This is a genomic window from Ulvibacter sp. 2305UL32-6 (genome assembly GCF_058148545.1).
In genome coordinates, this window is the sequence record NZ_JBYVKA010000002.1 from 355,468 (window position 1) to 370,680 (window position 15,213).

Sequence of the window (15,213 nt, forward strand, 5' to 3'; positions counted from 1 at the left end):
AAACGATAGCTGCTGTTTTGATAGTACCTCCTATTCCATCCAATGAGCCTAAACGACTTCAGGCATTAAAAAATTACGGTATTCTTTATACCGACAAGGATCAAACCTACGATCAGATCACCGACTTGGCCAGTTATTTAACCAACACCCCTATCTCCTTAATTTCATTAGTATCAAAGGAAGAGGTATGGTTTAAATCGGCTAAAGGAATGGATATCTGTGCGAGCAGTCGTGATTTATCTTTTTGCAGCTATGCTGTGGGTAATTCAGGCAATAGTCTTGTGATCAATGATACCCGACTCGATCCGCGTTTTGAAGAACATCCCTATGTAACTAATGAAAGTGACCCGATAATTTTTTATGCAGGCGTATGTCTTATTGATCGTGACGGCTATAAGTTAGGAACCCTTTGTGTGATCGACAATAAACCGAACACCATTTCAGAAAAAAACCTAACAGTCTTAAAAACCTTGGCGAAACAGGTAGTCAAACTAATAGAGCTTCATCATTCAAACAATTCGCTAAAAAAGTCAAAAACAGATCTTGAAACAAAAAATTCTGAATTGAGAAGTTTTGCGGGTATTGTTTCTCATGATATGAAAATGCCTTTGGCGAATATCATCGTAACAACAGATATTTTAAAGGCGAAATACGCTTCGCAGCTTGACACTAGAGCCATAGAGTATTTAGCTTATTTAAAACAGTCTTCTTTTACCTTAAGCGACTATATAACGGGTTTATTGGCACATTATGAAAGTGACAATATCCAAACAGAAGTTAATTCATACTTTCACATTCACGATCTGTTGGAAGAGATCATTGATGTCTTCGGAATTCAATCTGATTGCGAGATCAATTTTCCGGAAACAAATTTTGAGATTTACAGTAACCGCACAGCACTGGAGCAAATACTTGTCAATATTATAGGCAATGGACTAAAATATAATGATAAAGAAAGAATCATTATTGATATTGACTGCTCTTATGACAAAAATTACTACCTATTTAAGATCTCAGATAATGGTTTAGGTATTCCTGAAGATAAATTAAAAACAATTTTTGACCTATTTGCCACCATTGGCACACTAGATCGAGACGGAAAAAGAGGTCACGGCATTGGTTTGTCTACAGCTAAAAAGCTCATTACTGCATTAAATGGAGAAATCTCAGCTTCTTCGGTTGTGGGAAAAGGCACTACATTTCAATTTTCAATTCATCAAGAAAATGAGACCAAATAATTAGTTTATTCGTACACATATACTATGATCGCTCCCAAATTACCCGCTAACGAACAAGAACGACTTAAGGCTGTACGTTCTTATGGACTCTTGGATACACTTCCTGAGGAAGAGTACGACGATCTTACGTGTTTAATTGCGAGCGTCTGTGAAACCCCAATTTCATTGATCACACTCCTTGATGCCGATCGAAATTTCTTAAAATCGCACCACGGAATTCCTATTAATGAATCGCCAAGAGATGTATCATTTTGTGGTCACGCTATATTAGAACCTTTAGACCTTTTTATTGTTGAAGATGCTCGAATTGATAAGCGCTTTGAAGATAATCCCTTAGTAAAAGAAAGCAACGCGATCTTTTATGCTGGAGCTCCTTTATATGATTCACGTGGGCTCGCATTAGGAACCCTTTGTATTTTTGATCACAAGCCTCGAAAACTTACGGATGTTCAAAAAAATACTATCATCTCGGTTGCTAGACAAGTTATTAAGCTTTTTGAATTAAACCGAAATAATTTACGGCTTAAACATATCGAACAAGAACTTATCAATCGAAACGAAGAGTTAAAGAATTTCGCCGGTCTCGTCTCTCATGATCTAAAATCACCCTTGGCAAATATTACATCCTTGGCACGTTTATTCAAAGAAGATTACGGAAAAAATATTGATGTAGCCGGAAATCAGTATCTCAATTATATTGAAGAATCCTCTGAAACACTAAAAAGTTATATCGATGGTATGCTCACGCATTATAAAAGTGATGAGATATTAACCGCTCCCAAAGAAAAGGTTCCACTGCAAACGATCTATGAAGAAATAGAAGACATGTTATTTGTTGATAATGCTGAATTCAACCATAGCACCAATGAAGCTATTTTAAACATCAACAAACCGGCACTACTACAGATTCTATTGAATTTAGTGGGAAATGCCCTCAAATACAACCATAAAGACATTCCCTTTGTTTCAACACGTTTTACGGAAGACGAATTCTATTACTACTTTGAAGTAGAAGACAATGGCATGGGTATCGATAAAGAAAAACAAAAAGTCATTTTTGACCTATTTACCACTGGAACAGACAAGGATCGTAATGGAACAAAAGGAAATGGTATTGGCTTAGCCACCGTTAAAACCCTAGTTACCAAACTAGGCGGAACCATTCAAGTGGCCTCCACCCTTGGGCACGGAACAACTTTTAGCTTTACCGTAAAGAAATAGCAGTATTTACATTCCATTTTTTATCTTTGAAAAATATTTCAAAGAATGCAGTTTAAACACCCCGAACTTCTTTACGCACTTTTTTTACTGCTCATCCCTATCATTATTCACCTTTTTCAACTACGAAGGTTTCAAAAAGTTGATTTTACAAATGTTGCTTTTCTCAAAAAAGTTACTATCCAAACAAGAAAAAGTTCACAGCTAAAAAAATGGCTTACGCTACTTATGAGGCTTCTCGCCTTTGCTTGCGTTATTTTTGCTTTTGCGCAACCTTTTACAGCATCAAAGACCGCCTTAAACTCCAAAAAGGAAACTGTACTTTATATTGACAATTCCTTTAGCATGGAAGCCAAAGGAGCTAAAGGTCCCATGCTTCAGCGCACGCTACAAGAAGTCTACGAACAGGTAGATGGCACCGATAAAATAAATTGGTTTACTAACTCGAGTACACACAAAGCTGTCCTCCTACAAGATTTTAAAGCAGAAGTTTTAAAGACTCCCTTTACTCAAACACAGCTTACCCCTGCACAGATTTTATTAAAAGCAAATCAGTTGTTTTCAAATGATCCGGAAGCAACCAAAAGATTGGTGATCATATCAGACTTTCAACAAAAGGAGGGTTTCCCAGAAAAGGAAGTAAATATCGAGATAGATGCCGTACACTTAAAACCCTTGGCAACCGCCAACATAAGTATCGATTCAGTTTTTATCGCTTCAAAGAATACAACAGGTATTCAGCTAAAAGCCAAAATATCGGCACAGGGCGATATATCTGGCGCTGTTCCGGTTTCATTGTATCAAGGTACCGATCTTATCGCCAAAACAGCAGCCGACCTCTCTAAAAATAAGCAAACGACCATCACTTTTGACGTAGAGAACACCGGCGATTTTAACGGGGTTTTACAGATCAACGATGCTTATCTTAGTTATGACAACTTACTGCATTTTAGCCTTAATGCTTCAGAAAAGATCAAGGTGCTCTCTATAAATGAAGCCAATGCTAATTTTCTGGAGCGTATTTTTGGTCAAGACGAATTTGATTACGTGCAGCAAACCTTCGGAAATCTTAATTACAATATTATTCCAACGCAGAATTTCATTGTTTTAAACGAATTAAAAGAAATACCAGCTTCCCTTAACACGGCATTGCAATCTTTTGTCTCAAACGGAGGAAGCCTATTTGTAATTCCTTCCGAAGCCAGTAACCTAACAAGTTACAATCGCCTCCTCAACAGTCTTGGAATGGGTAGTTTTTCTGAAAGAAAATCGCAAGAAAAGCAGATCACACAGATCGTTTTTGATCATCCCCTTTATCGCGATGTATTTGAAAAAAGAGTTGTTAATTTTCAGTACCCGAAGGTCAACAGCTACTTTACAACTTCGAGCAATGCGGCCACCGCACTAAAATTTGAAGATGGAAGTCCGTTTCTACTCCAACATCAAACGATCTATGTAAGTACGGCGGCATACAATGATGTAAATAGTAATTTTAAAAATTCTCCGCTCATTGTGCCTACGCTCTATAATATGGCACAACAGAGTTTGCCGCTTCCCAAATTGTATTATCAAATAGGAAAGCAGAACACATTTTCGGTGCCTGTTACCTTATCTCAGGATGCCATCCTTACCCTTCGAGATAGCACCAATCGATTTATCCCATTACAGCACACAAAGGCGAATCAAGTTAATATAACTACTTCCAACTTACCCGATCAAGCTGCTACTTATGCCATTGAAAAAGAAAACGATTTTCTGCAATGGGTTAGCTATAATTACGATCGATCAGAAAGTGTCTTACAATATGCAGACCCTACTAATTGGGAAGGTGTTACAGTTTACGATGGTGTTGAAGAACTCTTTGATACCATCAGGAAAGACAACAATATCAACAGTTTCTGGAAATGGTTTGTTATTTTAGCACTACTATTTTTGCTTTTAGAAATGCTCATTTTAAAATTCTACCGATGAAGATCCTCTTGAAATCAGCCACCATCATTGATGAACACAGTAAGCATCATCTTAAAAAACGAGATGTCCTTATTGAAAGTGGCGTTATCACAAAGATCGCAGCGACCATTTCTTCGGAAAAGGAAGTCAAAGAGATCTCATTAAAAAACCTCCACATATCACAAGGTTGGTTTGATAGCAGCGTATCTTTTGGAGAACCGGGGTTTGAAGAGAGAGAAACGATTGCCAACGGATTACTAACTGCTGCATCTTCTGGCTTTACAGCCGTGGCGGTCAACGCCAACACCTACCCAGTAACAGATACCAAATCGGGGATCCAATTTCTTAAAGCACAAGCTGCAAAAAATGCAGTTACCCTCTATCCGGTTGGCGCGCTTACAGTAGGTAGCAACGGTATTGACATGGCCGAGTTATTCGATATGAAAAGTGAAGGAGCCATCTCTTTTTACGACTATAAAAAACCTATCGCAAATGCCAACCTACTAAAGATCGCCCTGCAATACGCTCAAAATTTTAGCGGACATGTACAAAGTTTTCCTCTGGATCAAAGCGTTGCCCGCAATGGAATGGTCAATGAAGAAATTAATAGCACCAAACTCGGACTTAAAGGCATTCCTGCGCTTTCAGAAGAATTGCAAATAACACGTGATCTTTATCTTTTAGAATATACCGGCGGTCGTTTACATATTCCAACTATTTCAACAACGAAAGCGGTTGATCTGTTGCGAGATGCTAAGAAAAAAGGACTCGAAGTTACCTGTAGCGTAGCTATTTCAAACTTAGTCCTTACCGATGCGGTTTTAGAAACCTTTGATACAAATTACAAAGTGCTTCCGCCCTTGCGCACCCAGACAGACGTTAAAGCTTTGTTGAAAGGCTTAAAAGACGGTACTATTGATGGCGTAACGAGTGATCACGACCCTATCGACATTGAACATAAAAAAACTGAATTTGATCATGCTTTCTTCGGAAGTATAGGTTTAGAGAGTTGTTTTGGCGCATTGAACGCCGTGACAAATACTGAAATAGCGGTTAAAGCACTTACCGGCCTCAAAAAGAGTTTTGGAATTCCTTCCGAAGTGATTTCAGAAGGTGCAAAAGCCGATCTAACCTTATTTGATCCTGATCATTCGTGGATCTTTACCGAAGCCTATATTATTTCAAAATCGAAGAATGCTGCGCTTTTAGGACAAAAATTAAAAGGTAAAGCCTACGGAATTATTGCTAACAAAAAAATGATCCTTTCGTAATGGAAATATCGCCAGCCGCAAAGAAAAAGGCCATTATTGCTTATATCACAATTGTGGGTTTATTTATTGCGATCTCAATGAATAGTGATAAAAAAGATGAATTTACGGTAAAGCATATTAAAAATATGACAGGCATTACCATTTTGTGGGTCATTTCTCAAATATGCACTTTTTATGTAAATCCGTATTTTGGAGACTCGCTTTTCCTGCTTTCACTAGTGGCCACGATCTATTCACTGATACTAGCAACACAGAGCAAAGAACCGAATATTCCTTTTTTCAGTAGAAAATTTCAAGAATGGTTTACATTTTTAGATTAGATAAAGTATCTTTAAAAGATAAACCTAACAAAACGTTATTATGACAGAAACAACCGGAGACAACTCAAAACTTATTGCCATCCTTTCTTACTTTGGAATTGGTTGGATAATAGCATATATTCTGCACAGCAGCAATAAGACAGATCTAGGTGCTTTTCACCTAAGACAATCCTTGGGTATTATCATTATTGCCGTCTTACTAAGCATTGTAGTGGGTTTTATAGGCATTTATATTCTTAGCATCATTACACAATTGGCAATCTTAGTTTTTTGGATCTTAGGCCTAATAGGCGCTATTCAAGGAGAAAAGAAACTCGTTCCAGTATTGGGTGCTCAATTCCAAGAGTGGTTTAAGGGTATAGCATAAAAAAGTATGTAAATAAATTGAAAAGATGTTTTCGTACTGAAAGCATCTTTTTATTTTTGACCTATGAATAAACAAACATTACCGCTATCCCACAATTACAAAGCACCGAAAAACCCAACACCGCAATCTCCAGCAATCATTATGCTTCATGGCTACGGTAGTGACGAAAATGACCTCTTTTCATTTGCGGGTGAGTTACCAGACCATTACCATATAATCGCGTTAAAGGCGCCTTTGCCCTTGCAACCCTATGGAAACGCCTGGTATAATATTCATTTTGATGCTAGTGATGGTAAATTCAATGATATTCCGCAAGCTATAGCCTCTCGTGATCTAATTGCGAATTGTATTGATGAAGTAGTTTCGGTTTATAAAGTTTCCGCAGAAAACATTACGCTTCTAGGCTTTAGCCAAGGCACCATTTTAAGTTTTGCGGTGGCACTAAGCTATCCGGAAAAAGTGAGGAATGTGATTGGTTTAAGTGGCTATATCGCTAAAGAGATGCTAAAAGAAGGTTATGAGAAAAATGATTTTAGCAAGCTTGAGGTGTACAGTTCGCACGGAAGTGTTGATCAAGTTATTCCTGTCGCCTGGGCGCAAAAAACCAAACCCTTTCTGGATCAGTTAAATATCCCTTGTAAATATTCCGAATTCCCCGTCGGTCATGGCGTTTCACCCCAAAATTTTAGTGAATTAAAACAATGGCTTGAAAAGCGATCTTAAGGTTGCGGATAGATAAAAGAACCAAGGGTATTAAATTCTACATCTTGACCATTTATATAATTGTATTCCAAAAGCATCTCTCCCCAATTTTTACCATCAGTAAAATCGGCCAGGATCCATTTATGATTTAAGAAACGTACTTTATTGACATGCATTGGCCCCGCCATCCCGTCAAACGGAACCATTGGGTTTCCTGTGGTCACAAAGTTATTTTCGTAAATAACATCGCCTATCAATCCTTCAATTTTTACAGGGTCAATTCCACTATTTTCAAAATAGGTCATCGCGTTCTCATTGCCTTGTAAGGTAAAATAATTTAGATCAGCCACTCGGTCATTAGCGGCCTCTAAGGCAAGGTCTGCCTCTTCAACTTGCTTTGAAAGACTAGCTATTTTCTTTTCTTGATCTTCAAATATCTTTTTCTCGTTCATATATTGAAAAATAATAAAGAGTACCGAAAAGAAGAATAAGTACATAAAAAGACTGCGTTTCATATCACAAGATTTTAAAAATTAAATAGTAATGGTTAAGGTATCATATGCCAAATGCACATGATCAGGAAGCTTGGCTTCCACTTCGTCATGAAAGCCCATAACATGACTAATATGTGTTAAATAGGCTGTTTTTGGTTGTACTTCGGAAATAAATTCGAGCGCTTCACGCAAGCTAAAATGTGCATGATGTTCTTCCTCGCGCAGGGCATTAATAACGAGTACTTCTGAATATTTGATCTTTTCTATTTCGCTTGCTGTTATAGTTTTAACATCTGTTAGGTAGGTAAATCCGTCTATTCTAAACCCTAGAACGGGGAGTTTATTGTGAAATGCCTGAACAGGAATGATCTTTTTTCCGAAGATCGTAAAAGGAGTGTCACTACTAATTGCTATCTCGTCTATAGTTGGTGCCCCAGGATATTTGTTGGCTGTTTCAAAAATATATGCAAATCGCTGATGTAAGGCATCAAAAACATGTTGCTCGGCATAAAAAGGAATGTCTCCCTGCCGAAAGTAAAACGGCCTAATGTCATCAATGCCCGCCGTGTGATCGCTATGCTCATGTGTAAGCAAAACACCATCTAGTTTTTTTACATTTTCACGCAACATTTGCTGCCTGAAATCTGGTCCGCAATCTATGACCACAGTATGATCATCCCACCGTATCAAGACGGAAACACGCAAGCGTTTGTCTTTTAAATTTTTACTTTTACACACGGGATGATCACTCCCAATCACAGGGATTCCCTGCGAGGTTCCTGTCCCCAAAAATGTGATTGTAAGCGGTGATTTCATAAGAACAAAAATAGCAGTATTTTTTTTGTTTGCCTATTGTATTTAGTACCTTTGTTAGGATCGCAACAACATAATAATTTGCTATGCCAGAACACTTAAAAGGAGATAAGGAATTTGAAAATATCCCCTCCATACGCAGCAAGGCGCTTCGTATTAACTTGAATGAAAATATCTACGGAACGTTTGCAGAAATTGGCGCAGGTCAAGAAACGGTTCGTAATTTTTTTAGAGCTGGCGGAGCATCTGGAACTATCGCAAAAACAATGTCGGCTTACGACAAAGATTTTAGTGATGCGATCTACGGAGTTGAACGCGACGGGCGTTATGTTACCGAAGCACGACTTAAAAAAATGCTCAATCACGAAATGGAGCTGATCGAAGAACGCATTGTTCGTGAAAAGCACCCCAATAAGATATTTTTCGCCTATGCAAATACTGTGGCAACCATAGATTTCGCTAAGAAATACAAAGGCCACGGTTGGGTAGGTATTCGCTTTCACACCGATCCCGATGAAGAATACAGTGAGATCATTTTACATATTCGATTCCATGAGAACGATGCTGTTCAGCAACAAATAACCTTAGGAATCTTAGGAGTAAATTTAATCTACGGAGCGTATTACAAACACGATCAACCTAGAAAATTACTACGCTACCTATACGATCATATTGATAAGGATAAAATAGAGATTGACACCATTAATTTTTCAGGACCTAAATTTGCAAACGTAGATAACCGTTTGATGAGTTTACAACTTATTAAAAATGGAATGACCGATGCAGTCATGTTTGGTGCTGATGGAAACAATATTTTACCTGCCCGTATCCTATATAAAAAGAACATTTTAGCACTTCGCGGGAGCTTTAGACCTGTAACCAAGGTAAATATTGATATGTATGAGAAATCATATGAGATGTTTTTAAAGGAGAACAAGGTTGAAAAAGACAGAACTGAAGTCATTTTTGAAATCACCCTTTCTAATCTTCGCGCAGAAGGAGAAATCGATGAAGAAGATTTTATGGATCGCGCTCGATTGCTTTGTTCATTAGGACACACGGTAATGATTTCCAATTTTCAGGAATACTACAAATTGGTTGAATATTTCTCTCGATACACCAAAATGCGCTTAGGGCTTGCCATGGGCGTTAATAACTTGGTCGATATTTTTGACGAAAAATATTATCGTCATTTAAGTGGTGGTATTTTGGAAGCCTTTGGAAAACTTTTCTTTAAAGATCTAAAAGTCTACCTCTACCCTATGCGTGACTCAGAAACCGGAGAGTATACCACAAGTGAAAACTTAAAGGTGCACCCACGTATGAAAGAGTTGTATAAATTCTTTAAATACAATGGAAAGGTAGTAGATATTGAGGACTATAATCCTGATGTTATGGATATCTTCTCTCGTGAAGTACTCCAAAAGATAGAATCAGGCGAAAAAGGCTGGGAAGATATGCTTCCATCAGGCGTTTCAGAATTAATTCGTGAAAAACACCTTTTTAGTCATCATTAAAATAATGTATTATATAAAAAAAGCCTCAGATAATCTGAGGCTTTTTTTATTCCTTTTGTTCTTAGCTGCAAAAAATTAAGCTTCAAGAATCTGAGCTGCGTGATCTTTGGTTTTTACCTTATCGATCACACGCTCAACCATACCTTCTTCATTTATTATAAAGGTCTTACGATGAATTCCATCATATTCGCGACCCATAAACTTTTTATTTCCCCAAACTCCAAAGGCTTCGATCACTTCTTTTTCTGTATCGGCCAACAATGGAAAGGGAAAATTATATTTATCTCTAAAATTACTTTGTCTTTTTTCTGAATCGGCGCTAACTCCCAATATCTCATAGCCTGCATCTTGTAGAGCCTTATAATTGTCGGTTAGATTACAAGCTTCAGCTGTACAGCCTGGTGTACTTGCCTTTGGATAGAAAAAAACGATCCATTTTTTTCCTATATAATCAGACGGTGACACTGGGTTACCATCCTGATCATTTACGGTAAAGTTTGGCACTTTATTTCCAGGTTTTAATGTATTCATATGCTTATTTTTGTTGAAGTTCTATTCAGTTTTTATTTGTTATCGAAAACTTCGGCTTTTGTGCCATAATGAAGTATTTTTAATAGAGCATAGTGTTTGCTACGCGTTTTTAAAAATACAAAATTTGGGTGCAAAATGTTATGTTTGCAGTTAAAAGAAAGACTTAATAGGAGTTCTAAAAAAGCGCACAAAATGAACAAGCAAGAAAAGGTCGATTTTGTTATGGATACGTTAAAAGAACTATATCCGCAGATCCCAATCCCATTAGATCATAAAGACCCGTATACCTTGTTGATCGCTGTCTTGCTTTCTGCACAAAGTACAGATGTGCGCGTAAACAAGATCACACCCTTACTTTTTGAAATTGCCGACAATCCCTATGATATGATCAAATTATCTGTGGAAGAGATTCGGGAAATTATCAAACCCGTGGGGCTGTCTCCTATGAAATCAAAAGGCATTCATGGCTTATCACACATTTTAATTGATAAACACGGTGGAAAAGTACCTCAAGATCTAGCTTCTTTGGAAGAACTTCCTGCAGTTGGGCATAAAACAGCTAGTGTCGTGGTATCACAAGCCTTCGGAATCCCAGCATTTCCTGTTGACACCCACATTCATCGTCTGATGTATCGCTGGGGATTTAGTAATGGTAAAAATGTGGTTCAGACCGAAAAAGACGCGAAACGCCTATTTCCGAAGCATGTATGGAACGATCTACATTTGCAGATCATTTGGTATGGCCGACAATATTCACCTGCTCGAGGCTGGGATCTTGAAAAAGATATCATCACAAAAACGATTGGTAGGAAGACAGTGATCAATGAATATTACAAAAAGAAGAATAAATAAACACGTACGTGCGCTGCAACCAATGACAATAATCTAAAAAAAAACCCGAAACAAATGTTTCGGGTTTCCAAAGTTTAGTTTAGAAGTGCTTCAAACTTCAATTTATTATAATCTATAACACTTAAAGCCTTAGAATAATCCAGAAGAAACCGAATAGTTTCTTCTTTTGGAGCCAATTTTTTATTCACGCGGTCCGCACGTGATTCAGAGTACATTTTTTGCATAGAACGTGTTTTTGAGGTTAATTCAAAATAGTAACGCCCTAAAATATACTTTATTGTATTATTGTTTCATCAATTAGTCAAAACAATATTGTGTTTATCAATCACTTTACGCAAATTAATTAAGGCGTAACGCATTCTACCTAAGGCAGTATTGATACTTACACCTGTCTGTTCACTAATTTCTTTAAAGCTCATATCCTTGTAAATACGCATTACCAGTACTTCCTTTTGATCATCTGGTAGCTCTTGAATTAATTTACGAACATCCTCTTCTATCTGTCCTTTAATCAGACTTTTCTCTGCATTAAGGCTATTATCTGAGAGTACAGAAAAAATATTAAAATCGTCCTTGTTTTCAAATTTTGGCATACGATTATTCTTTCTGAAATGATCGATGACCAAATTATGAGCAATTCGCATTACCCAAGGGAGAAATTTTCCTTCCTCATTGTAAGCGCCTCTTTTTAAGGTTCTAATGACCTTAATAAAGGTGTCCTGAAAAATATCTTCAGAAACATCGCGATCAAATACTTTGGAGTAAATGAAACTGTAAATTCTTTGTTTGTGTCGTGTGATGAGTTCACTAAGTGCAGATTCATCGCCTTTCATATAAGCGCTAACAAGTAACGCATCCGAGTTTGGGGTATACTTCATATCAAAACTTTTTAAATAATAAACAACTAGATATTCTTGGTTGTTTAGCTGCTATGTTTATTTATAAAAAAGTAATAATATGCTATAGGCAATAATTTTAGTTATTCTCGTTGTGAATGGTAAATATAACAACATTAGTTTCAGAAATGCAAAAAAATGTTAGTTTTTTCCTAAAAAAAATATAATTCTATCGCTTATGTAATTGGAAACTGTATATACTATCTTTGCAAAATTCCATAAAAGAAAGGCTCAAAATTGAATACCAAAACCGTAGACACAAAAAAAAATATTGTCATTCAGGGTGCAAGACTGCACAACCTTAAAAACATAGATGTTACTATTCCGCGTAATAAATTGATCGTTATTACAGGTCTCTCTGGAAGCGGAAAGTCTAGCCTTGCCTTTGACACCTTATACGCCGAAGGACAACGCCGTTATGTTGAAAGTCTATCCTCCTATGCGCGTCAGTTCTTAGGAAGACTCAACAAACCCAAAGTAGATTCTATCAAAGGGATCGCGCCCGCCATTGCTATCGAGCAAAAAGTAAACGCAACCAACCCCCGTTCTACCGTTGGTACTTCTACCGAGATCTATGATTATTTAAAACTTCTTTATACCAGAATTGGTAGGACCTTCTCCCCCATTAGTGGTGTAGAAGTTAAAAAAGACACCGTTAGCGATGTGATGGAATTCATCAAAAAGTTTCCAGAAGGCGAAAAACTGTTGCTTCTTTCAAATATCCATCTTGAAGAAGGCCGAAGCATGGAGAACAAACTCCAAGCCCTGGCTCAGCAAGGCTATGCTCGTGTTAAACTGAAGGAGAAAGTGATGCGTATTGACGAACTTGACAATGCAAAGCTTCCTAATGATCTCTTATTAGTGATCGATCGTGTTATTACAAAAGATGATGAAGATTTTTACAATCGTCTGGCAGATGCGGCTCAAATTGCTTTTTACGAAGGAAAAGGCGAACTTTTTATTGAAAACCTAAATACAGGTAAAACAAGAGCATTCAACAATCGTTTTGAAGCCGATGGCATGCTTTTTACCGAGCCTAATGTTCATCTTTTTAGCTTTAACAACCCTTTTGGTGCTTGTCCGACTTGCGAAGGCTACGGAGACGTTATTGGCATAGACCAAGAACTGGTGATTCCAAATACGGCACTTTCTGTTTATGAAAACGCCATATTCCCGTGGCGCGGTGACAGTATGGGGTGGTATCGCGATCAATTGGTTAACAATGCTTATAAATTCGACTTCCCAATTCACAAACCTTGGTTTGAACTTTCCGAAGAGCAAAAACAGCTTGTTTGGGACGGAAACAATCATTTTGACGGACTCAACACCTTCTTTAAATTTTTAGAATCGAAGAGTTATAAAATTCAGAATCGTGTGATGTTGTCGCGCTACCGCGGAAAAACACGTTGTAGTACCTGCCATGGCAAGCGCCTTCGACCAGAAACCGCTTATGTAAAAGTAGGTGGCAAAGCGATTCAGGAATTGGTAGAACTTCCCTTAGATGAAGTTGCCGTATTCTTTTCCGAATTAAAACTAAATAAATACGATGCGCATGTAGCGAAACGACTTTTACTAGAAATTAACAACCGACTCCAATTCTTGATGGATGTTGGTTTAAGTTATCTCACACTCAACCGAAAGTCAAATACCCTATCTGGTGGCGAATCACAACGAATCAATCTGGCTACTTCACTGGGAAGTAGTCTAGTTGGCTCTATGTACATTCTTGATGAGCCAAGCATCGGACTCCATCCAAAAGACACAGAACGGCTTATTGAGGTTTTAAAATCGTTGCGCGATCTTGGGAATACCGTGATTGTAGTGGAACACGATGAAGATATTATGAAGGCTTCCGATGAGATCATTGATATTGGTCCCGAAGCTGGAACTTTTGGCGGTGAGGTGGTTGCCCACGGAACCTATAAAGAGATCTTAAAGAGTGATTCGTTAACTGCTGGATATCTCAATGGATCCTTAGTGATCGAAGTTCCGAAGAAAAGACGCACCCATAAAAGTAGTATTAAAGTAATTGGAGCACGACATAACAACCTAAAGAACATCGATGCCGAATTTCCAGTAGGTGCCTTTACAGCAGTTACAGGCGTTTCCGGAAGTGGGAAAAGTACACTCGTAAAAAAGATCCTTTATCCTGCCATGCTGCGTGAAATTAACGGTTATGGCGAAAAACCTGGTCAGTTTACGGGTTTAGAAGGTAATTATAGCACCATCAAAAATGTAGAATTTGTAGATCAAAATCCTATTGGTCGGTCAAGCCGATCGAATCCAGTGACCTATATCAAGGCGTATGACGATATTCGGAATCTATTTGCAAAGCAAAAGTTGAGCGATATTCGGGGATACAAAGCCAAGCACTTTAGTTTTAATGTAGATGGTGGGCGTTGCGAAACCTGTAAAGGGGAAGGTGAAGTTACCATTGAGATGCAATTTATGGCCGATGTCCACCTAGAATGTGAGACCTGCGATGGAAAGCGATTCAAAAAAGAAATTCTAGAGGTAAAATTTGCTGACAAGAACATTCATGATGTATTAACGATGACCGTTGATGATGCTATCACGTTCTTTTCAGAAAACAACGAAACAAAGATCATCAATAAAATACAACCCTTACAAGATGTTGGCTTGGGTTATGTACAATTAGGGCAAAGCTCTTCTACGCTTTCTGGTGGTGAGGCACAACGAATCAAATTAGCTTCCTTTTTAGTAAAAGGAAACACTAAAGACAAAGCGCTCTTTATCTTCGACGAACCTACTACGGGCTTACATTTCCATGATATTAAAAAGCTGCTTGCTTCATTCTACGCCTTGTTAGATAAAGGTCATACTGTTGTGGTTGTAGAGCATAATTTGGATCTTATTAAATGTGCAGATCATATTATTGATCTTGGTTTGGATGGAGGAATTCACGGTGGAAATGTCATCGCGCAAGGAACTCCTGAAGAAGTTGCTAAGAGTAAGAAATCGTACACCGCACACTATCTGAGAGAAAAAATTTAGTAGTTTTAAGAGTTCTTCATAATTTAGTT

15 protein-coding genes are annotated in these 15,213 nt (G+C 37.8%); 10 read left to right on the forward strand and 5 right to left on the reverse strand.

Going from position 1 to position 15,213, the window contains the following annotated elements:
* Positions 1-17 precede the first annotated feature (17 nt).
* The 7 genes from ACY2RU_RS07445 (at position 18) to ACY2RU_RS07475 (ending at position 7,087) form a co-directional block, all read left to right on the forward strand.
* A complete protein-coding gene (locus tag ACY2RU_RS07445; RefSeq protein ID WP_490137807.1) occupies positions 18-1,238 on the forward strand; it encodes a sensor histidine kinase in 1,221 nt (406 codons plus the stop codon).
* Positions 1,239-1,262: 24 nt separating this feature from the next.
* Entirely contained in the window at positions 1,263-2,459 is a 1,197-nt protein-coding gene (locus tag ACY2RU_RS07450) for a sensor histidine kinase (RefSeq protein WP_490137808.1), read from the forward strand.
* Between the two features lie 45 nt (positions 2,460-2,504).
* Positions 2,505-4,427: a BatA domain-containing protein gene (locus tag ACY2RU_RS07455; RefSeq protein WP_490137809.1), complete on the forward strand. Its 1,923-nt coding sequence runs from the start codon at positions 2,505-2,507 to the stop codon at positions 4,425-4,427.
* Entirely contained in the window at positions 4,424-5,677 is a 1,254-nt protein-coding gene (locus tag ACY2RU_RS07460; RefSeq protein WP_490137810.1) for a dihydroorotase, read from the forward strand. The genes ACY2RU_RS07455 and ACY2RU_RS07460 overlap by 4 nt, the downstream gene beginning before the upstream one ends.
* Positions 5,677-5,997, forward strand: a complete 321-nt coding sequence (locus ACY2RU_RS07465) for a hypothetical protein (RefSeq protein ID WP_490137811.1) — start codon at positions 5,677-5,679, stop codon at positions 5,995-5,997. Before ACY2RU_RS07460 ends, ACY2RU_RS07465 begins: the two co-directional genes overlap by 1 nt.
* A gap of 40 nt (positions 5,998-6,037) precedes the next feature.
* Positions 6,038-6,364: a hypothetical protein gene (locus ACY2RU_RS07470; protein WP_490137812.1), complete on the forward strand. Its 327-nt coding sequence runs from the start codon at positions 6,038-6,040 to the stop codon at positions 6,362-6,364.
* Positions 6,365-6,427: 63 nt separating this feature from the next.
* A complete protein-coding gene (locus tag ACY2RU_RS07475) occupies positions 6,428-7,087 on the forward strand; it encodes an alpha/beta hydrolase (protein WP_490137813.1) in 660 nt (219 codons plus the stop codon).
* Here ACY2RU_RS07475 and ACY2RU_RS07480 read toward each other — a convergent pair.
* Both ACY2RU_RS07480 and ACY2RU_RS07485 read right to left on the reverse strand, forming a co-directional pair.
* Positions 7,084-7,581 carry a hypothetical protein gene (locus ACY2RU_RS07480; RefSeq protein ID WP_490137814.1) on the reverse strand — a complete coding sequence of 166 codons (498 nt, stop codon included), beginning with the start codon at positions 7,579-7,581 and terminating at the stop codon, positions 7,084-7,086. The genes ACY2RU_RS07475 and ACY2RU_RS07480 overlap by 4 nt on opposite strands.
* An 18-nt stretch (positions 7,582-7,599) precedes the next feature.
* Positions 7,600-8,376: an MBL fold metallo-hydrolase gene (locus ACY2RU_RS07485; protein WP_490137815.1), complete on the reverse strand. Its 777-nt coding sequence runs from the start codon at positions 8,374-8,376 to the stop codon at positions 7,600-7,602.
* Between the two features lie 83 nt (positions 8,377-8,459).
* Here ACY2RU_RS07485 and ACY2RU_RS07490 point away from each other — a divergent pair, with 83 nt between their 5' ends.
* Entirely contained in the window at positions 8,460-9,890 is a 1,431-nt protein-coding gene (locus ACY2RU_RS07490) for a TonB-dependent receptor (RefSeq protein ID WP_490137816.1), read from the forward strand.
* Between the two features lie 75 nt (positions 9,891-9,965).
* Here ACY2RU_RS07490 and bcp read toward each other — a convergent pair whose 3' ends face one another.
* Complete coding sequence (gene bcp, locus ACY2RU_RS07495) at positions 9,966-10,421, reverse strand: thioredoxin-dependent thiol peroxidase (protein WP_490137817.1); 456 nt, start codon at positions 10,419-10,421, stop codon at positions 9,966-9,968.
* A gap of 192 nt (positions 10,422-10,613) precedes the next feature.
* Between bcp and ACY2RU_RS07500 the strand changes: the two genes are divergently transcribed.
* Positions 10,614-11,273 carry an endonuclease III domain-containing protein gene (locus ACY2RU_RS07500; protein ID WP_490137818.1) on the forward strand — a complete coding sequence of 220 codons (660 nt, stop codon included), beginning with the start codon at positions 10,614-10,616 and terminating at the stop codon, positions 11,271-11,273.
* 74 nt (positions 11,274-11,347) lie between these two features.
* On the opposite strand, the gene ACY2RU_RS07505 is transcribed toward ACY2RU_RS07500, so the two are convergent.
* On the reverse strand, positions 11,348-11,497 hold the full coding sequence (locus ACY2RU_RS07505) for a hypothetical protein (RefSeq protein WP_490137819.1): 150 nt from the start codon (positions 11,495-11,497) through the stop codon (positions 11,348-11,350).
* 69 nt (positions 11,498-11,566) lie between these two features.
* Positions 11,567-12,151: an RNA polymerase sigma factor gene (locus ACY2RU_RS07510; RefSeq protein WP_490137820.1), complete on the reverse strand. Its 585-nt coding sequence runs from the start codon at positions 12,149-12,151 to the stop codon at positions 11,567-11,569.
* A gap of 255 nt (positions 12,152-12,406) precedes the next feature.
* On the opposite strand from ACY2RU_RS07510, the gene uvrA reads away from it, so the two are divergent.
* Positions 12,407-15,184: an excinuclease ABC subunit UvrA gene (gene uvrA, locus ACY2RU_RS07515; protein WP_490137821.1), complete on the forward strand. Its 2,778-nt coding sequence runs from the start codon at positions 12,407-12,409 to the stop codon at positions 15,182-15,184.
* The last annotated feature ends 29 nt before the right edge of the window (positions 15,185-15,213 follow it).

Excerpts from the sequence above, each read along its gene's own strand:
- bcp (WP_490137817.1), bottom strand. The coding sequence starts at position 10,421 with ATGAATACATTAAAACCTGGAAATAAAGTGCCAAACTTTACCGTAAAT.
- ACY2RU_RS07450 (WP_490137808.1), top strand. The coding sequence starts at position 1,263 with ATGATCGCTCCCAAATTACCCGCTAACGAACAAGAACGACTTAAGGCT.
- ACY2RU_RS07455 (WP_490137809.1), top strand. The coding sequence starts at position 2,505 with ATGCAGTTTAAACACCCCGAACTTCTTTACGCACTTTTTTTACTGCTC.
- ACY2RU_RS07510 (WP_490137820.1), bottom strand. The coding sequence starts at position 12,151 with ATGAAGTATACCCCAAACTCGGATGCGTTACTTGTTAGCGCTTATATG.
- ACY2RU_RS07460 (WP_490137810.1), top strand. The coding sequence starts at position 4,424 with ATGAAGATCCTCTTGAAATCAGCCACCATCATTGATGAACACAGTAAG.
- ACY2RU_RS07465 (WP_490137811.1), top strand. The coding sequence starts at position 5,677 with ATGGAAATATCGCCAGCCGCAAAGAAAAAGGCCATTATTGCTTATATC.
- ACY2RU_RS07490 (WP_490137816.1), top strand. The coding sequence starts at position 8,460 with ATGCCAGAACACTTAAAAGGAGATAAGGAATTTGAAAATATCCCCTCC.
- ACY2RU_RS07500 (WP_490137818.1), top strand. The coding sequence starts at position 10,614 with ATGAACAAGCAAGAAAAGGTCGATTTTGTTATGGATACGTTAAAAGAA.
- ACY2RU_RS07485 (WP_490137815.1), bottom strand. The coding sequence starts at position 8,376 with ATGAAATCACCGCTTACAATCACATTTTTGGGGACAGGAACCTCGCAG.
- ACY2RU_RS07480 (WP_490137814.1), bottom strand. The coding sequence starts at position 7,581 with ATGAAACGCAGTCTTTTTATGTACTTATTCTTCTTTTCGGTACTCTTT.
- ACY2RU_RS07505 (WP_490137819.1), bottom strand. The coding sequence starts at position 11,497 with ATGCAAAAAATGTACTCTGAATCACGTGCGGACCGCGTGAATAAAAAA.
- ACY2RU_RS07470 (WP_490137812.1), top strand. The coding sequence starts at position 6,038 with ATGACAGAAACAACCGGAGACAACTCAAAACTTATTGCCATCCTTTCT.
- ACY2RU_RS07475 (WP_490137813.1), top strand. The coding sequence starts at position 6,428 with ATGAATAAACAAACATTACCGCTATCCCACAATTACAAAGCACCGAAA.